At 73.2% G+C, this 17,562-nt stretch carries 20 protein-coding genes; 8 read left to right on the top strand and 12 right to left on the bottom strand.

The window, feature by feature from the left end:
* Window positions 1-22 precede the first annotated feature (22 nt).
* The 10 genes from paaK to modA form a co-directional block, all read right to left on the bottom strand.
* Window positions 23-1,321, bottom strand: a complete 1,299-nt coding sequence (paaK, locus tag ABZX02_RS29545) for a phenylacetate--CoA ligase PaaK (RefSeq protein WP_355302823.1) — start codon at window positions 1,319-1,321, stop codon at window positions 23-25.
* A 70-nt stretch (window positions 1,322-1,391) separates the two neighbouring features.
* Window positions 1,392-2,168: a three-helix bundle dimerization domain-containing protein gene (locus tag ABZX02_RS29540; protein WP_355302821.1), complete on the bottom strand. Its 777-nt coding sequence runs from the start codon at window positions 2,166-2,168 to the stop codon at window positions 1,392-1,394.
* Entirely contained in the window at window positions 2,165-3,349 is a 1,185-nt protein-coding gene (locus tag ABZX02_RS29535; RefSeq protein ID WP_355302819.1) for a PrsW family intramembrane metalloprotease, read from the bottom strand. Before ABZX02_RS29535 ends, ABZX02_RS29540 begins: the two co-directional genes overlap by 4 nt.
* A complete protein-coding gene (locus ABZX02_RS29530; RefSeq protein WP_355302817.1) occupies window positions 3,346-3,975 on the bottom strand; it encodes a hypothetical protein in 630 nt (209 codons plus the stop codon). Before ABZX02_RS29530 ends, ABZX02_RS29535 begins: the two co-directional genes overlap by 4 nt.
* Before the next feature lie 68 nt (window positions 3,976-4,043).
* The gene (locus tag ABZX02_RS29525) at window positions 4,044-5,132 is read right to left on the bottom strand and encodes a putative sulfate exporter family transporter (RefSeq protein WP_355302815.1); all 1,089 of its coding nucleotides are present in this window, start codon (window positions 5,130-5,132) and stop codon (window positions 4,044-4,046) included.
* The gene (locus ABZX02_RS29520) at window positions 5,132-5,263 is read right to left on the bottom strand and encodes a hypothetical protein (protein ID WP_355302814.1); all 132 of its coding nucleotides are present in this window, start codon (window positions 5,261-5,263) and stop codon (window positions 5,132-5,134) included. Before ABZX02_RS29520 ends, ABZX02_RS29525 begins: the two co-directional genes overlap by 1 nt.
* 87 nt (window positions 5,264-5,350) lie before the next feature.
* Complete coding sequence (locus tag ABZX02_RS29515; RefSeq protein WP_355302812.1) at window positions 5,351-6,511, bottom strand: NAD-dependent formate dehydrogenase; 1,161 nt, start codon at window positions 6,509-6,511, stop codon at window positions 5,351-5,353.
* Window positions 6,512-6,620: 109 nt separating this feature from the next.
* A complete protein-coding gene (locus ABZX02_RS29510; RefSeq protein WP_355302810.1) occupies window positions 6,621-7,667 on the bottom strand; it encodes an ABC transporter ATP-binding protein in 1,047 nt (348 codons plus the stop codon).
* On the bottom strand, window positions 7,664-8,461 hold the full coding sequence (gene modB, locus ABZX02_RS29505; protein WP_355302808.1) for a molybdate ABC transporter permease subunit: 798 nt from the start codon (window positions 8,459-8,461) through the stop codon (window positions 7,664-7,666). Before modB ends, ABZX02_RS29510 begins: the two co-directional genes overlap by 4 nt.
* On the bottom strand, window positions 8,458-9,237 hold the full coding sequence (modA, locus tag ABZX02_RS29500) for a molybdate ABC transporter substrate-binding protein (RefSeq protein WP_355302807.1): 780 nt from the start codon (window positions 9,235-9,237) through the stop codon (window positions 8,458-8,460). Before modA ends, modB begins: the two co-directional genes overlap by 4 nt.
* Before the next feature lie 141 nt (window positions 9,238-9,378).
* On the opposite strand from modA, the gene ABZX02_RS29495 reads away from it, so the two are divergent.
* Complete coding sequence (locus ABZX02_RS29495; protein WP_355302806.1) at window positions 9,379-9,831, top strand: molybdopterin-binding protein; 453 nt, start codon at window positions 9,379-9,381, stop codon at window positions 9,829-9,831.
* A gap of 9 nt (window positions 9,832-9,840) precedes the next feature.
* Window positions 9,841-10,791: a pyridoxal-phosphate dependent enzyme gene (locus ABZX02_RS29490; protein ID WP_355302804.1), complete on the top strand. Its 951-nt coding sequence runs from the start codon at window positions 9,841-9,843 to the stop codon at window positions 10,789-10,791.
* Here ABZX02_RS29490 and ABZX02_RS29485 read toward each other — a convergent pair.
* Window positions 10,788-13,511 (bottom strand): BTAD domain-containing putative transcriptional regulator, encoded by a 2,724-nt coding sequence (locus ABZX02_RS29485; RefSeq protein WP_355302803.1) that lies wholly within the window; start codon window positions 13,509-13,511, stop codon window positions 10,788-10,790. The genes ABZX02_RS29490 and ABZX02_RS29485 overlap by 4 nt on opposite strands.
* Window positions 13,512-13,660: 149 nt before the next feature.
* On the opposite strand from ABZX02_RS29485, the gene ABZX02_RS29480 reads away from it, so the two are divergent.
* The 6 genes from ABZX02_RS29480 (at window position 13,661) to ABZX02_RS29455 (ending at window position 16,800) form a co-directional block, all read left to right on the top strand.
* Window positions 13,661-14,080, top strand: a complete 420-nt coding sequence (locus ABZX02_RS29480) for a hypothetical protein (protein ID WP_355302801.1) — start codon at window positions 13,661-13,663, stop codon at window positions 14,078-14,080.
* Window positions 14,050-14,238: a hypothetical protein gene (locus tag ABZX02_RS29475; protein WP_355302799.1), complete on the top strand. Its 189-nt coding sequence runs from the start codon at window positions 14,050-14,052 to the stop codon at window positions 14,236-14,238. Before ABZX02_RS29480 ends, ABZX02_RS29475 begins: the two co-directional genes overlap by 31 nt.
* 68 nt (window positions 14,239-14,306) lie before the next feature.
* Entirely contained in the window at window positions 14,307-14,480 is a 174-nt protein-coding gene (locus tag ABZX02_RS29470; protein WP_355302797.1) for a carotenoid oxygenase family protein, read from the top strand.
* 4 nt (window positions 14,481-14,484) lie between these two features.
* The gene (locus ABZX02_RS29465; RefSeq protein WP_355302795.1) at window positions 14,485-15,171 is read left to right on the top strand and encodes an ankyrin repeat domain-containing protein; all 687 of its coding nucleotides are present in this window, start codon (window positions 14,485-14,487) and stop codon (window positions 15,169-15,171) included.
* Between the two features lie 38 nt (window positions 15,172-15,209).
* Window positions 15,210-15,407, top strand: a complete 198-nt coding sequence (locus ABZX02_RS29460) for a DUF2795 domain-containing protein (RefSeq protein WP_355302793.1) — start codon at window positions 15,210-15,212, stop codon at window positions 15,405-15,407.
* A gap of 76 nt (window positions 15,408-15,483) precedes the next feature.
* Entirely contained in the window at window positions 15,484-16,800 is a 1,317-nt protein-coding gene (locus ABZX02_RS29455; RefSeq protein ID WP_355302791.1) for a sodium:proton exchanger, read from the top strand.
* Window positions 16,801-16,844: 44 nt separating this feature from the next.
* Here the strand turns inward: ABZX02_RS29455 and ABZX02_RS29450 are convergent, their stop codons facing one another.
* Complete coding sequence (locus tag ABZX02_RS29450) at window positions 16,845-17,441, bottom strand: transglycosylase family protein (protein WP_355302789.1); 597 nt, start codon at window positions 17,439-17,441, stop codon at window positions 16,845-16,847.
* Between the last annotated feature and the right edge of the window lie 121 nt (window positions 17,442-17,562).

Here is a 17,562-nt window from a genome sequence, read left to right as displayed (position 1 = left end):
AAGTAAATGCTCGTGCGCCTGGTCACCGCTTCGGCCGGCGGTCGACGATCCGCTTCATCTTGCCGACGGACCGCTCGATCCCGCCCGGCGCGACGACCTCCACGGCGACCGTGACACCGATGGAGTTCTTCACCAGCCGCTTGAGGTCCTCCCCCGCCTCGCCGGCCAACGCGTCCTCGCGGTGCTCGACGAGCACGGTCAGGTCGTCGAGGGTGCCGGTGCGGCTCAGCACGCACTGGAAGTGCGGCGACAGCGCCGGGACCTGGAGGATCAGCTCCTCGATCTGCGTCGGGAACAGGTTCACGCCGCGCAGGATGATCATGTCGTCGGTGCGGCCGGTGATCTTCTCGATCCGCCGCATCGACCTCGCCGTACCGGGCAGCAGCCGGGTCAGGTCACGGGTGCGGTAGCGCAGGACCGGCATCGCCTGCTTGGTCAGCGACGTGAAGACGAGCTCGCCCTCCTCGCCGTCGGGCAGCACCTCGCCGGTGACCGGGTCGATGATCTCCGGGTAGAAGTGGTCCTCCCAGACGTGCAGGCCGTCCTTGGTCTCGACACACTCGCTCGCGACGCCCGGCCCGATCACCTCGGACAGCCCGTAGATGTCCACGGCGTGCATGTCGAGCCGGCGCTCCATCTCCGCGCGCATGTCGTTCGTCCACGGCTCGGCGCCGAAGATGCCGACCTGCAACGACGTGGAGCGCGGGTCGACGCCCTGCCGCTCCATCTCGTCGATGATCGAGAGCATGTAGGACGGCGTGACCATGATGATGTCGGGCTCGAAGTCGCGGATCAGCTGCACCTGCCGCTCGGTCATGCCGCCGGACACCGGGACGACGGTGCAGCCGAGCAGTTCCGCGCCCGCGTGCGCGCCGAGCCCGCCGGTGAACAGGCCGTAGCCGTACGCGTTGTGCAGCACGTGCCCCCGGCGCCCGCCGGCCGCGCGGATGCTGCGCGCCATGACCGAGGCCCACGTGTCGAGGTCCGCCTTGGTGTAGCCGACGACGGTCGGCTTGCCGGTCGTGCCGGACGAGGCGTGCACGCGCGAGACCTCCTCGCGCGGCACGGCGAACATGCCGAACGGGTAGTTGTCCCGCAGGTCGGCCTTGGTCGTGAAGGGGAGCTTCGCGAGGTCGGCCAGCGACTTGACGTCGTCGGGGTGCACCCCGGCCGCGTCCAGCGAGGTGCGGTAGTGCGGGACGTGGTCGTAGGCGTGGCGGACCGACCACTGCAGGCGTTCGAGCTGCAGCGCCCGCAGCTCGTCGACGGAGGCGGTCTCGATCGGCTCCAGGTCGCCCGGCCGCGGGCTCAGGTCCAGCATGCCGTCACGGTAGACGACTGATCGGTGCAGGCGGGGCACCCGTTCAGGGGTGACGGGAGGGGTCTCGCGGTCAGGACGCGCGGCGCAGCAACCGGTGCGTGCGGCGGACCGCCGCGAGCCGTTCGTCGCCGTTGATCGCGAGCGCGCGCACCACCGGGTCTTCCGGCCCGCGCCGCTGCCGGATCTCCGCGAGCCGCCCCTGCACGGTCGTCGGCTGGCCGTCCGGCCCGGTGCTCATGTCGCAGTACCAGAGCGCGTCGCGCAGCCGGCCGCGCTGGTCGGGGAACTCCCCCAGCTCGTCCGCCAGGCCGATCAGCGAGGCGACGGCGGCCGCGCCCGAGTGGTGCGCGACCAGGCCGCAGATGCGGTCCGGGACGCCCGCGCGGCGCAGGTAGCGCGCCCCGTCGAGCGGGTGCAGGCCCGTGTCCGCCAGCTCCGCCGCGTAGCCGATGTCGTGCACCCACGCGGCGGCGACGAGCAGCTCGCGGTCCTTCTCCGGCAGAACGCGGGCCACGTGCTCGGCCCGGCGGGCCACTCCGGCCGTGTGCGCCCAGCGGCGGGGCAGCTCGGTGGCGAGCAGGCGGCGGGCCGTGTTGCGGGCCCAGCTCGACAGCGCCGTGCCGGCCGTCGTCTCCACCGGGAACGCACGGGCCGACGCCCGCACCTCGCGGGCCACGAACACCGGCACGTAGTCCTGCAGCCGGGCGCCGCCGAAGCGCGCCCTCGCCCGCTCGATCCACTCGTGCACGAGGCTCGGGGGCACGTCGTCGTACTCGCGCACCAGCTGGGACTCCAGGCGCCGGAACCTCTCGTCCGCCTGGCTCGCAGCCTCCGCCGTGATCGTCACCCGTTCACGGTAAGCGCTCCCGGACGCGCGGGGCCACCACCGTGACGAAGCCGCAGGAGCTCGGCCCGCGCGTGGACCACCCCCGGGCTGTCCGCGCCGCGCGCCGCCGCCAGCTCGCGGGCCAGGTCGCTCGCGGCGTCGAGCAGGTGGCGGGTCCGGCGCCGGTCGCCCACGAGCTTGCGGAACGCCTTGCGGTCGGAGCGCAGGCCGCTGACCGCGCCGAGCAGCGCGGGGTCGACCACACCCGCCTCGACCTCCGGGCCGAGCAGCCCGCGGACCCACGCCCGCTCCTGCCGGGCCGCGTGCCGCAGGACGTAGAAGAGGGTCACGAGCTCCACTGCCGCGATCACGAACGGCAGCAGGATCGCCAGCACGCCGATGCCGCCGCTCAGACCGCCCATGTCGTCCCACGCGAAGTGGAACACCATGGCGGCCAGCATGGTCAGCACGCCGCGCGGCACGTTGCGCTCGCTCGTGCGGCCCAGCACCCACATCAGCCCGGCGCAGAAGATGGCGCTGAACAGCGCGTGCGACACGATGCCGGTCGCGCCGCGGACCACGAAGATCTGGAACGACGTCGCGATCTGGTCGGTGCCGAAGGTCTGCGCCGCGCCGTTGTAGACGTAGAGCACGTCCTCGAACACCTGGAAGCCCAGTCCGATGAACGCGCCGATGATGAAGCCGTCGTACGCGCCGCGCACCAGCCGAGGGGCGAGCCCGAGCAGCAGGACCAGGCCGAGCGCCTTGCCGAACTCCTCGTTGATCGGCGCGGTCAGGCCCGCCGCCCAGTCCGAGGCGAAGGCCGTGCCGCCGACCTTCGCCCAGATCTCCAGCAGGGCGGTGTTGGCGGGCAGCGCGATCCAGAACGTCGCGGCGAGCCCGCCCCAGGCGAACGCGGCGGTGAGCAGGGAGGCGGGTTGCGCGGTGTAGCGGTTCTGGTGGCGCAGGAGCAGCAGCCACGGCACGAGGTAGAGCCCGAACAGCAGCACGCCGCCGGTCAGCGCCGGGCGGTAGAAGTGGGCGCCGGGACCGAAGTACCGCAGCAGGGCCAGCGCGCCACCGCCCACGCCGAGCAGGTACACCCAGAACGCGAGGTTGCGCGGCTGCACGAACCGGAACGGCCGGCCCCAGCCCGACTCCTCGATCGCGGCCAGCTGGGCGCTCTTCGTCGCGGCGGTCATCGGATCGCTCCGGGGGTGATGCTGCGCAGGAACGTCGTCACCGTGTCCTGCTGCCGTTCGAACTGCCCCGGCGCCGTGCGCACCCGGACCAGCAGCGCGGGCGCGTTCTCCGCCTCGCCGGCCGCGCTCGCCATCTTGAACGCGACGTCGAGCTCGTCGCCCTGCGGCGAGGTGCTGCCGAGCGCGACGCCGACCAGGCCGGACGCGGTCGTCAGCGTGCCGCGCGACCCGTCCACGCCGGGCGAGCCGCCCTCCGAGCGCAGGACCTGGTCGAGGAAGGCGTCCGCGCTGCCGGGGAAGGCCGCACCCCGCAACGAGATCGTGGCCCCGCCGGTGGTGAGCTGGGCGGTCAGGCTCGCGGGCGACACGGACGCGGTGCCCGCGAGGATGCCGTCCTCCAGCTGCCACCCGACCGGGGGAACGGCGGTCGCGCCGTCGCCGAGGTCGAGGACGTCGCCGGGGCGGATCTCGTTGTGCCACGGCACGACGGCGTTGAGCGCGGGCAAGCCGTAGAGCAGGACCAGCGCGACGGCCAGCACGCCGAGGGCGGGGGCGAAGGTCCGCCGGTCCAGTCCGAGGAAACGGTGTTCGACGGGGACCCACCCCGGTGGTGCCGCCTGCGTCATGCCCCAGCCCCTCTCCTGCCGCGCCGGCACCACTGGACCACAGAAGTCCGTGCGCGGCAGGACGAGAGCTAGCCCGTGAAGCCGGAGAAGAGCAGGCTCGCGAGGCCGAGACCCACGAGCAGGTTGACCACCGTGGCGCTCGCGAACACCCCGATCGGCTTCCAGCCCGCCTCCCGCAGCGGCGCGACCCGGAACTCCAGTCCGATCGAGACGAACGCGAGGATCAGGAACAGCGTCCGCAGGTCGTTCACCGTCGTGATCGCCGACTTGTCCCCACCGGACTCCAGGAACACCGTCGCGATCACCGAGGCCGCCAGGAACCCGAGCACGAACTTGGGAAAGCGCTCCCACAACGCGCGCCCGCTGACCTTCGCCTCGCCGGTCCGCTCGACCTTCAGCGCGAAGTAGGCCGTCAGCGCGACCGCCACCACGCCGAGCAGCGCGTTCTGCGTCGTCTTCACGATCGTCGCGATCTGCAGCGCCTCCTCGCCGACCAGGGCGCCCGCCGCGCTCACCGCCGCGGTCGTGTCGATGTTGCCGCCGATCCACGCGCCCGCCACGGGTGCGGACAGCCCGAGCGCGTCCACGGCCAGCGGCAGCAGGAAGATCGAGGGCAGCGCGAAGATGATGACCATGCTCGCGGTGTACGCGAGCTGCTCCCGGCGCGCCTGCACGGCGCCCGCCGCCGCGATCGCCGCGCTCACGCCGCAGATCGACACCGCCGACGACAGCAACGCCCGCAGCTTCGAGTCGATGCCGAGCTTGCCGCCGAGCCACCAGGTGAACCCGAACACGATGGTGATCAGCAGGAACGCCTGGGCGATCGCCGGACCCGCCGCCTTGACGATGACCGCGAAGTTGATCGAGGCGCCCAGCAGCACCAGCCCGGTCTTGATGAAGAACTCGGTGCGGAACCCGGCGGCGAGGCGGTCCCGGAAACCGAGGCCGGTGAGGACCGCGTTTCCCAGCAGCCCCAGCAGGATCGCGTAGACGGGGTACTCGACGCTCTTCGCGATGCCGCCGAGCCAGGTGCCCTTGGTGAACACCGGCACGTTCTGCTCCAGGTACCGGGTCAGCGCGCCCAGCAGCACGACGACCGCGACCCCGCCGGCCGCCCACAGCAGTGAGGACCGTTGCCGCGTCTCGACCTCCGCCATCACGGCACCAGCCAGCCGGGGATGATCTGCGCCAGCACCAGGCCCAGCAGCACCAGCCCGACGACCGTCGCCGCCCAGTCCTCGTTCCACGCGGTCCGCCGCTCCCGGTCGACCTCGTTCTCCGTGCCCATGCCGCCCCCTGCTCCGCTCGGTGTGGCGGCAATGGTCGGAGCAGGAGGCGAGTGGCGGCAAGGGCGTCCACGGTGTGGAACGGCCGCTCAGCCGTTCGTCGAGTACGAGTGCGCGCCCGTGCCGGCGAGCTTGCCGCCGTCGACGATCAGGTACTCCTCGCGGATCGGCGTGCCCGCGAAGAACGACTCCAGGATCTCCCTGGTGCCGGCCGCGTACCGGGCCTGCGCCGAGAGCGAACTGCCCGAGATGTGCGGGGTCATGGCGTGGTGCGGCATGGTGCGCCACGGGTGGTCGGCCGGGGCCGGCTGCGGGAACCACACGTCGCCCGCGTACCCCGCGAGCTGCCCGCTCTCCAGCGCCCGCACCACGGCCTCGCGGTCGGCGATGCGGGCGCGGGCGGTGTTGACCAGGTACGCGCCGCGCTTCATGGTGGCGATCAGCTCGTCACCGAAGAGTCCCTCGGTCTCGGGGTGCAGCGGCGCGTTGATCGTCACGACGTCGCAGTGCGGCACCATGTCCGCCGTCGTCGGGTGGTAGGTGAGGTTCAGCTCCCGTTCGACGGTCTCGGGCAGGCGGTGCCGGTCGGTGTAGTGCAGGTGCACGTCGAACGGGGCCAGGCGGCGGAGCACGGCGAGTCCGATGCGGCCCGCCGCGACCGTGCCGACGTGCATGCCCTCGACGTCGTAGGACCGGGCCACGGCGTCGGCGACGTGCCAGCCGCCGTCACACACGACCTGGTGCGCGGGAACGAAGTCGCGCACCAGGTTGAGGATCGACATCACCACGTGCTCGGCGACGCTGATGCTGTTGCAGTACGTCACTTCCGCGACCGTCACGCCGTGCGCGATCGCGGCGTCCAGGTCGACGTGGTCCGAGCCGATGCCCGCGGTCAGCGCGAGCTTCAGCCGCGGCGCGCGGGCGATCCGTTCCGCGGTGAGGTAGGCGGGCCAGAAGGGTTGGGAGACAACGACATCGGCGTCCACGAGCTCGCGGTCGAACGTCGAGTCCGGACCCTCCTTGTCGGACGTGACGACGAGGGTGTGGCCCTGGTCCTCCAGGTAGCGGCGCAGGCCGAGCTCGCCGGACACGCTGCCGAGCAGGGCGCCGGGCGTGAAGTCGATCGCGGACGGCGTCGGCAGCGTCTGGCCACCCGGATAGCCGTCGAGGTGCGGCAGCCCGTCCCGCGCGTAGGTGTCCGGGTAGCCGTCGACCGGGTCGTCGTAGAGCACGCAGAGGATCTTCGCCATCGCCGTCTCCTCGTCGGAAGTCGTTGTGGTGCCTCGACTTTCCTCCCGGTTCGCGCGCGCTGTCCAAGCGAACGTCGCTATGGGCCCATAGCTCGCGGCTATCGTGCGGTCAGGCCGGGTAGACGTGCAGCTCGGTGGCCTTGACCGCCGCCCACAGCACATCTCCGGGCCGCAGCCGCAGGTCGGCGAGCGTGGCGGTGGTGATGTCCGCGAGCACGGCCGGTGTTCCGTCGAGGCGGACGCGGGTGGTGTGCGCGTGCTGCTCGATCGCGCCGACCTCGGCCTGCCAGACGTTGCGCGGGCTGCCGCCCGGCCGTGCGGCGTGCAGGCTCACGGCGTTGGGCGGGAACACCACGTGCACCGGGCCGTCGGCGGGCCGCGGGATCGTGAGCGTGCCGCCCCCGTCGAGGCGGACCTCGGTGCCGGAGGCGGTGCCGCGGTAGAAGTTCAGGCCCACGAGATTCGCGACGTAGTCGGTGCGCGGCCGCCTGGCCACCTCCGCCGGGGGTCCGGACTGGACCTCCCGGCCGTTCTCCAGGATCACCAGCCGGTCGGCGAGCACCATGGCGTCCACCGGGTCGTGCGTGACGAGCAGCGTGTGCCCGCCGAAGTCCGCGAGGTGCCGGCCCAGCTCCGCGCGGACCTGCAGGCGGGTGCCGGCGTCCAGCGCGGCGAGGGGTTCGTCGAGCAGCAGGAGGTCCGGGCCGGTGACGAGCGCGCGGGCCAGGGCGACCCGTTGCTGCTGCCCGCCCGACAACGACCGCGGCTTCGTCTGGGCGTGGCCGTCGAGACCGACGCGGTCGAGCCAGCGCGCCGCCTCCGCCCGTGCCTCGACCCGGCGCGTGCCGCGGGACCTGAGTCCGAACGCGACGTTCTCCAGAGCCGACATGTGCGCGAAGAGCAGGTAGTCCTGGAACACCACGCCGATGGGCCGCTTCTCGGCCGGCACGAAGGAGTCCGGACCGTCCCAGGTGGACTCCCCGGCGGTGATGTGCCCGGACGTCAGCGGGAGCAGGCCCGCGAGGGTGCGCAGGGCGGTGGACTTGCCCGCGCCGTTCGGGCCGAGCAGCGCGACGACCTCGCCCGGTGCGATCGCCAGGTGGAGGTCGAGGCTGAAGGTGCCGCGCGTGACGCGCAGCTGGGCGGTCAGGGTCACGACGGCCCGCTGATCCACCGGTCGCGCAGACCGGCCAGCACTCCGACGGACACCAGCAGCAGCACGACGCTCAGCACGATCGCCGCGTCCGGATCGGTCTCCAGGGCGAGGTAGACCGCGAGCGGCATGGTCGTGGTCTCGCCGGGGAAGTTGCCCGCGAACGTGATCGTGGCGCCGAACTCCCCCAGCGCCCGCGCCCAGCACAGCACCGTGCCCGCGACCACGCCGGGCAGCACCGACGGCAGCGTCACGCGCCGGAACGTCAGCCACTTCGAGGCACCGAGCGTGGCCGCTGCCTCCTCGTAGCGCGGGTCGGCCGCCCGCAGCGCGCCCTCCACCGAGATCACCAGGAACGGCATGGCCACGAACGCCTCCGCGACGACGACCCCGGCCGTGGTGAAGGGCAGCGAGATCCCGAACCACGCGTCGAGGTGCTCGCCGATCAGCCCGCGCCGGCCGAGCACGAGCAGCAGCGCGACACCGCCGACGACCGGGGGCAGCACCAGCGGCACGGTGACGAGCGCGCGCAGGAAGCCCCGTCCCGGCAGGCCGGACCGGGCGAGCAGCCACGCCAGCGGGATGCCGAGCACGAGGCACAGCACCGTCGCGAGCGAGGCGCAGAGCAGCGACAACCGCAGCGCCTCACCGACCTCGGCGCTGAGCAGCGTGGGCAGTGACGTCCACGGCGTCTTGACGAGCAGCCCGGCGAGCGGCACCAGCAGGAACGCCAGGCCGATCGCGGCGGGCAGGGCGAGGACGACCGGCAGCCGTCCCCGCACGCGGTGGCGGGTCACGGGCTGTCGAAGCCCGCCGCGCTCAGCACCGACCTGCCCTGGTCCGACAGCACGAAGGCGACGAAGGCCTTGGCGGCCGCGGCGTTGGGTGCCTTGGCGAGCGGGGCGATCGGGTAGTCGTTGACGGCCTGCGCCGCTTCGGCGAAGTCGATGCCCTCGATCTTGTCCCCCGCGGCCTTGACGTCGGTCTGGTAGACCAGCGCGCCGTCGACCTCTCCGAGCGAGACCTTCGTGAGCACGGCCTTGACGTCCTGCTCCAGCGTGTCGGGCGCGGGCGTGACCTTCGCGGCATCGAAGACCTTCTTCGCCGCCGCCCCGCACGGCACCTGCTCGGCGCACAACGCGATCTTCTTGCCGGCGTCGGCGAAGTCGGGCAGCCCGGCGATCTTGCCGGGGTTGCCCTTGGGCACCGCGATCGCGAGCTTGTTCCGCACGAACGTCGTCGGCGCGTCCGTGATCGCCTTGGTGTCGGTCACCTGCTTCATGTTGGCAGGTGCGGCGCTCGCGAACACGTCGGCGGGCGCGCCCTGGTTGAGCTGCTGCGCGAGCGCCGAGCTGCCGCCGAAGTTGAACCTGACCTTCGTGCCGGGGTGTGCGGCCTCGAAGTCCTTGCCGAGCTGGGTGAACGTCTCGGTCAGCGAGGCCGCCGCGAACACGGTCACGTCCCCGGTGACCTTCGCGTCCCCGGAGGCCGGTGCCGGTTCCCCGGAACCGCACCCCGCGAGCACCAGGGCGGCCGAGGCGACCACGAGCAGGCTGTTCGCGCTTCTGGACATGGTGCGGCCCTCCAGGACGGTTCGACGGCGGCGCGAATCCGCAGATCCGCTACCAGGTGATCCTAGTTGCCGTTTCTGCGGAGGGAAGGACCACCCTGAAGCGGCTTATGCGGATCGGTCTGGCGCCGTACCGTGGAGGGCGTGACGAACCCGCGTGCACCGCTCCCGGAGGACCAGGTCCTGGTCACCGGCGACATCGACGACGAGTGGGTGTTCCGCACGTCCCACCTCGACGCCCACGCCCGCGAGCCGGTCAACGTCCGCTACCGGACGACCCGCGTCCGCGAGGTCCACCAGGTGCGCGGCGTGCCGCTGCACGAGGTCCTCGCGCGCGTCCGGCTGCGCACGTCGGACGGCAGCAAGATGGACAGGCTGAGCTTCGTCGTCGTGGCGTCGTCCGCCGACGGGTACCGGGTGCTGCTGTCGTGGGCGGAGGTCGACCCGGAGTTCGGTGCCTGCTCGGCCCTGCTCGCCACCCGCTACAACGGCACGCGGCTGACCCTGCCCACGCTCGTCACCCCGCAGGACGGGCGCGCGAGCCGGTACGTCCGCAACGTGGCCCGGCTGGAGATCGCGCGGTTCGGCGAACCCTAGAGTGGCGCCATGGCGGACCTGCTGAGCATCGACGACGTCCGGGCCGCGGCCGAGGTCCTCGACGGACGGGTGCTGCGCACGCCCACGATCGCGTCGCCGGGACTGTCCGCGCTGCTGGGCGTGCCGACCACTGTGAAGCTGGAGTTGTTGCAGCGCAGCGGTTCCTTCAAGACGCGCGGCGCGTTCGCAAAGATCCTCTCACTCTCCGCCGAGGCCCGTGCGGCCGGCGTGGTGGGGGTGAGCGGCGGCAACCACGGCATCGCGCTGGCCGCCGCCGCGCAGGAGCTGGACGTGGCCGCGACCGTCGTGATGCCCTCGACCGCCCCGGCCCGTTCGGTCGAGCTGGCCCGCGCGTCCGGCGCGGACGTGCGGCTCACCGACGGCCTCGCGGCGGCGTTCGCGCTGCTCGCCGACCTGGTCGAGGCGGGCGCGACGCTCGTGCACCCCTACGACGACCCGGTCGTGGTCGCCGGGCAGGGCACGGCGGGCCTCGAGTTCGCGACCGACGCGCCGGACGTCACCGACGTGCTGGTGAGCATCGGCGGCGGAGGGTTCATCTCGGGCGTGGCGACGGCGTTCCGCGCCCTGGTGCCCAGCGTGCGGGTGTGGGGCGTGGAGGTCGAGGGCGCCGACGCGATGCACCGCGCGCTCGCCGCGGGTGGCCCGGTGGACATCACGCCGACGTCGATCGTCTCGACGCTCTCGGCGCCGCACGTGTCGCAGCTGACCTACGACCACGTGACCGCGCTGGTCGAGGACGTGCTGGTGGTGTCCGACGCGGACGCCGTGCGGGGCTCGGTCGCGCTGGCCGAGGCCCAGAAGGTGTGGGCGGAACCGGCCGCCGGGTGCCTCGTCGCCGCGGCGCCCGCCGTGCTGGAGCGGGTCGGGCCCGGCGCGCGGCTCGGCGTGCTGGTGTGCGGCGGGAACGTGACCTTCGCGGACATGGTCCGCTGGGCCTAGCCCAGCTCGTCGATCTCCCTCTGCACGCGGTCCGCGTCTTCGGTGCAACCCTGCTCCCGGTACAGCTCCACGGCCTCGCACCACGCCGCGCGCGCCTCGTCGGCCTGGCCCAGCGCGGCGCACGGGTGGCCGAGGTGGTCGAGGGTGGACGCGACCCAGCGGGTCATGCCGAGGGCGCGGCGCAGCGCCAGGGCCTCCCGGTAGTACCGGACGGCCTGCTCGTGGTGCCCGCTGTGGTGCTCGATCCAGCCCAGGCTGTCCAGGACGGCCGACTCCCCGTCGGGGTCGCGGTGCCGGCGGCTCAGCGCGAGGGCGGCCAGGCAGTGCTCGCGGGCGGTGTCGTGGTCGCCGAGGCAGGCGAGGAACCAGCCCGCGGTGTTGAGCGTGGCGGCCTCCCGTGCGGCCTGACCGAGGTCGCGGAAGAGCTTCAGAGCGTGGCGGGCGTGCTCGAGGGCCTGGCCGTACTCGCCTGCTGACTCCCACAGGCGGGTGAGGGCGTGGTGGGTGAGGGCCTGCTGAGTGCCGTCGTGGTGCTCCTCGGCCAGGACCAGCGCGCGGTTCAGCAGCGCCGCGGCCTGCTCCCGCCGCCCGAGCTCCACGTTCGCCATGCCGAGGTGGCGGTGCGCGATGACCTGGTCCGCGGCGCAGAGACGGTCGGCGGAGCCGACGACGACCTGCCACACGGCGAGGTCGTCGTGGCGGTGCGACCGCCACCAGTGGAACGTGTTCAGAGCCCAGGCGAGGTGCCAGGCGGTCCGCTGGCGGCCGTGGGCGGCGGCGCTGCGCTGGGCAGCGAGCAGGTGCGCGTGGTGGGTGTCGAGCCAGGCCAGGGCGGCCGGGACGTCCGCCGGCCGCACCCCGAACGCGGGAGGGGCCGGGCGCGCGGGGTCGCGGTGGGGGTCCAGCAGCAGGTCGGCGGCGCACGCGGAGTCGAGGTAGAAGTCCACCACCCGGTCCACTGCGGCGCGCACCTCCGGCCCGTCCGGCGCGGTGGTGGCGGCGTAGGCGCGGACCAGGTCGTGCATCCCGCAGCGGCCGCCCGCGGCGAGAGTGATCAGCGACGCCTCGGCCAGCGCGTGCAGCGCGGCGCGGACATCGCGGGTGGACAGTCCGGTGAGGACGGAGGCCGCGGTCAGGTCGACGTCGGGGCCGGGAGCGGAGCCGAGCAGTCCGAACACGCGGCGCTGCTCGCCGGTGAGGTGGCGCAGCGACCAGGACAGCACGGCGGGCAGGCTCGCGTTGGGGTCGTCAGCGCGCAGCGCCTCCACCCCGAGGTCGCGCAGCTCGGCCACCACGTCGCGCAGCAGGTCCGGGTGGGTGCTCACACGCGCGGCGACCAGACCGAGCGCGAGCGGGAACCCGCCGCACAGCGCGGTCAGCTCGGCGGCGGCCTGCGTGTCGTCGAGCACGTCCTGCAGGAGGGTGCGCGCCTCGGCGTCCGCGAGCACGCCGAGGCGCACCGGGCGCAGGCCGTGCCGCGTGATGAGCGCGGAGAGCCGGTTGCGGCTGGTGACCACGACCGTGCCCGCGTCACCGCCGGGCAGCAGGGGCACGACCTGGTCGGCGGTGGCGGCGTTGTCGAGCAGGACCAGCAGGCGCTTGCCGGCGGTGCGGGTGCGGTATAGCGCGGCACGCGCGTCCAACTCCTGGGGCTGGTGGTCGCGGTCGACCCCCAGGGCAGCGAGGAAGTCGGCCAGGACGTCGGCGGCTTGCTTCGGGTCGCCGGGGCCGAAGCCCCGCAGGTCGGCGAACAGCTGCCCGTCGGGGAACCGGTGCGCGTGGCGGTGAGCCCAGGCGAGCGCGAGCCAGGTCTTGCCGATGCCGCCGCTGCCGCTGATCGCGGCCGACCCGCCGAGCCCGCGGTCCAGTGCGGACAGTTCCGCGGCACGGCCGACGAACCGCCGCGGCGGCGCCGGGAGCTGACGGGGCACGGCCGGGTCGTCCGGTGTGGACGGTCCAGGGTCGGTGGCCAGGACTCGGCCGTGCACGTCCCGCGGCGCGGGACCGGGATCGGTGCCCAGGACCCGGCGGTGCACGTCCCGCAGGGCGGGGCCGGGGTCGGTGCCCAGCTCGTCCACCAGGCGTTCCCGCAGCCGCCGGTAGTGCTCCAGCGCGTCCGCGGTGCGTCCGGCCCGGTGCAGGGCGAGGAGGTACTGGCCCGCGATCCGTTCGTCCAGCGGGTGTTCGGCGACGCGGGCGGACAGGTCGGCCACGAGGTCCTCGCCGTGGCCGAGCCTCAGCACGGCGTCCGCGAGACCGGACTCGGCGTCCCGGCGCTCGCGGTGCAGCCGGGCCCGTTCGGCCTCGGCCCACTCACCGTCCACCCCGGTCAGCGCCTCCCCGTTCCACAGGTCCAGCGCGTCCGCCCACAGCTCGGCGGCCCGCCGGTCGTCCTCGGTGTGGGAACGGGAGCACAGCTCGCGGAACCGGTGCAGGTCGATCGCCGCCGGACGGATCTGCAACGAGTACCCGCCTGACCGTCGCACGACGGCACCGGCGACCAGGACCTTGCGCAACCGGGACACGTAGTTCACCAGGGTGTCCCTGGCGCGCAGCGGCGGGTGCTCGCCCCAGACCCGGTCGATCAGCCGGTCGACCGAGACCACCCGCCCAGCGTCCACGGCCAGCGCGGCCAGCACGCACCGCTGCCGGGCCGGTCCCAGGTCGACAACCGTGCCGTCCACGAGCGCGAGCACCGCGCCGAGCAGCCGCAGCTCCACGCCACCCACCTCCCCCGCGTGCAGACTTATCGCCCCTGAACTGCGGATTGTGGGATTTTGTCGCCGGTTCACCCGAACGGCCCCCGACGATCGCTCCCGTCGCCGCCCGGACCGCGGGTGGCGCGCCACAGGTGGAGAAGAGGGGCAGGATGACGAAGAGCAACGTTCTGACACGGCGACTGGCGGTGCTGGTGCTCGCGCTGGCCGCGGTGTTCGGCGCGGCCGCACCCGCGAGCGCCGCGCCGGCGTCCGAGGTCGCGCCGCTGCAGCTGCTCAGCTACATCAGCAACGAGACCGGCATCAGCATCGGCGTGTCCAAGGACAACGTGGCCGGCAACTACCAGGCGCTCCTGCCGGCCCACCGCCGCACGGACGGCTCACCGCTCTACTGGAGCCGGGCGCTGTCCTTCTACGTCGGCGCCGGCTCCTGCGTGCAGCTCTGGTATTACCAGGCGGGGAGCTGGAAGTTCTCGCGCACGTGGGCGGGTGCCCGCGAGGTCTTCGTCGGGCAGTCCATCGCGGGTGAGAGCGTCGCGCGGTGGGCGCTGCGCAGCCACCACGCCTGCTGATCCCGGTCACCCGCAGGCCTCCCCGGCACCCGGCCGGGGAGGCCGTCCTGGGGCACGAGCCGCGCGAGGCGGACGGCCATCGCGGTGTCGAGCGGGCGCCCCGCGTGAGCGACGAGCACCGGCCCCGCGTCGGCGTGATCCTGCGGCGCGAGCGCTAATTCGACGTCGAGCCCGGCTACGCCTTCCACGTGGGCAACGCGACCGGCTGGCGCGTGCTGGGCGACCAGTGGATCCCCGGCGAGGGCAGTGGCTGCTTTCCCTTGTCAGCAGCGAGAACTCGGCCGCACTGCTCGTGCTCGACGCCTCCGACGTGGCGGCGGGTCCCGTCGCGTCCGTGCGGCTGCCGAGGCGCGTTCCCTCTGGTTTTCACGGCGCGTGGATCGCCGACGAGGCAAGCTAGGACCGTGCGACACGACGATCCGCGAGCCCTGGCCGTCACCGCCGCGATCCGGACCGGCGACCTGACCGCGTTGCGGCGGCTGCTGGCCGAGGACCCCGGCCTCGCCACCGCGCGGATCGTCGACGAGCGCGGCGGCGGGCGGACCCTGCTGCACGTGCTCACCGACTGGCCGGCGCGGTTCCCGCGCGGCGCGGAAACCGTTGCGGCGCTTGCCATGGCGGGCGCCGACGTGAACGCCCGGTTCGAGGGCGCGCACGCGGAGACCCCGTTGCACTGGGCGGCCAGCGCCGACGACGTGGAGGTGCTCGACGCGCTCCTGGACGCCGGCGCGGACATCGACGCCGACGGAGCGGTGATCGGCGGTGGCACGGCCCTGGCCGACGCACGCGCGTTCGCGCAATGGCGTGCGGCGCACCGGCTTGTGGAGCGGGGAGCCTCGGTCACGCTGGTCGACGCCGCCACGCTCGGGTTGTCCGACCGGCTCGACGCGCTGCTCGACGGCGCCACCGAGGACGACGTGAACGCCGCGCTCTGGGGTGCGTGCCACGGCGGCCGGCGGGAGTGCGCGGAACGTCTGCTGGCGCGCGGAGCGGACCCCCGGTGGCTGCCTCCGTGGGAACCGGTCAGTGCTCGGGATGTCGCTCTGCGCAACGGTTTCACGGACCTCGCGGACTGGCTGCGCAACCGTTGAGCTGGTTTCCATAGAACAACGCTGGGTACTAATCGGACATGGAGACCAAGGCGGAGAACGAGTTACGACAGGTGCTGGACGAACTGTCCTATCCGGCCGACAAGGTGCGCATCGTGACGTGCGCCGAAGTGCACGACCTCGGCACCGACGTCCGCCGCCGGCTGCACGGCCTCCCGCACCGCCACTACTCCTCGCCGACCGAGGTGGTGGAGGCGCTGCCGGACGAACGGGGCTGAACCTCCCGTGTGCGGAGGGCCGACTCGGGGAACCCGCTGACTCGGCCCGTTCGTACCGACGTGGAGGTGCGGTTCCTTGCCCGACGACCAGCGTGGTCTCCCACTGCGACTGCCCCTGGCCGCGCTCGTCGCGCTGCCGGGCGCCTACCTGGGAGCCGCGGACTACCTCGGCCTGCCCCACCCCGAGGTCGCCGCGCCGCTGGCGGCCCTGGTGTTCGGCATCGCGATCATCGGCGCGGCGTTCGTGCTGGCCTGGGCCGCGGAGGCCGCCCAGGTGGACGTCAGCGCCGGGCTCGCCATCGCGGTCCTCGCGCTCGTGGCCGTGCTCCCCGAGTACGCGGTGGACCTGGTGTTCACGTTCCAGGCGGGCCAGGAGTTCGCCCAGCAGGGCACCTGCACCCCGCCACCCGGCCAGGCCGATCCGTGCTCGCTGGCGCTCGCCAACATGACCGGCGCCAACCGCGTGCTCGTGGGGTTCGGCTGGCCCCTGGTGGTGCTGGTCGGCGCGATCGCCGTCCGCCGCGCCCACCGCGAGAGCAAGTCCACCCACGAGGGCCGCATCGCCCTCGCCCCCGTCATGTCGGTCGAGGTCGTGTTCCTCGCCCTGGCCACCCTCTACTCGCTGAGCCTGCCGCTGCGCACGTCGCTGACGCTCGTCGACGCCGCCGTGTTCCTCGCGATCTTCCTCGCCTACGCCTGGCGCCTGTCGAAGGCACCGGTCGAGGAACCGAACCTGCTCGGCGTCTCCGAGTGGGTGGGCCGCAAAGAACGCACACCGCGCCGCTGGTGGGTGATCGGCATGTTCACCTTCGCGGGTCTCGTCATCCTCGCCACCGCCGAGCACTTCGCCCAGAACCTCGTCGACACCGGCGGCAGTCTCGGCGTGGACGAGTTCGTGCTCGTGCAGTGGGTCGCGCCGCTCGCGAGCGAGTCGCCCGAGCTCATCGTCGCCTGCCTCTACGCGGCCCGGCTGATGGCCTCGCACTCGCTCGGCACGCTGCTGTCGAGCAAGGTCAACCAGTGGACGCTGCTGGTCGGCACCATCCCGATCGTGTTCGCGCTGTCCAGCGGCGGCCTGCACGGCCTGCCGCTCGACGGCCACCAGCGGCTGGAGCTGCTGATCACGGCGGCGCAGTCGCTGTTCGCGGTGAGCATCCTCGCCGACCTCGGCCTGACGACGGTCGGCGCGGCCACGCTGTTCACGCTGTTCGCGGCGCAGTTCACGGCGAGCGTGACATTGCCGGACTCGGTGAACCGCGTGGTGATCCTGGTGCTGTCCGCGGTGTACGTGGTGCTGGCGGTCGGGCAGCTGGCGCGACGCCACCGGGTGGGGGCGCGGACGGCGCGGGACGGGATCGTAACGCCGTTCCCGGAGCTCGTGAAGAAGTCGTAGCGAGTGGCGCGGGGACCCGTCGTCCGGGTCCCCGCGCCGTCACGTCACTTCGTGGCGATCCTGTCGCCCGGCCTGATCAGGTCCGGGTTCGTCAGGAACCGCTCGTTCTTCGCCACCAGCGCCTGCCAGCCGCCCTCGATCCGCAGCTGCTCGGCGATGCTGCTGAGCGTGTCCCCCGACTTGACCTCGTAGTCGCCGTCCGGGTTGCTGGTCGACGGCGCGGCCACCGGCAGGGGCACCACCCGCGACGCGGCCTTGCGCCCGGCCGGCGCCTGCCCCGTGCGGACCGGGCGCGGTGCGACCGCAGCGCCACCGCCGCGCCGCCCGCACGCTCCCCACGCCCCGATGCCCTGGGTGCGCAGCACGTTCTCGGCGACGCGGATCTGCTCCTCGCGCGATGCCTGGTGGGCGTGACCGGAGCCGCCGTTGGCCTGCCAGGTCGACTGGCTGAACTGCAGCCCGCCGTAGTAGCCGTTGCCGGTGTTGGTGGACCAGTTGCTGCCGCTCTCGCACTGCGCGATCCGGTCCCAGTCGACCGGGGCGGAGGCGGAGGCGATCGTGCTTCCCGTTGTCACGAGGGCCGCCGCGGAGACGGCGATGAGCACGGCGCGACTGGTGGTGTTGCCACGGAGATGACGCATGTCCCTTTGGCACCTCGCTCCGCTCCCACCCGTGAGGGCGCCTGTCCGGCGAGGGCTTCGTCCATGGCGTGGACAGGGCGCGCCGCTGGACAGGTGAGCGCACGGCGTGCCCTGGTCTTGC

Origin of the sequence: Lentzea sp. NPDC003310 (assembly GCF_040610935.1) — a bacterium.
Lineage (GTDB): Bacteria > Actinomycetota > Actinomycetes > Mycobacteriales > Pseudonocardiaceae > Lentzea.
The sequence above is the reverse complement of the archived record's forward strand: the minus strand, read 5'-3'. Positions and strand labels throughout refer to the sequence as shown.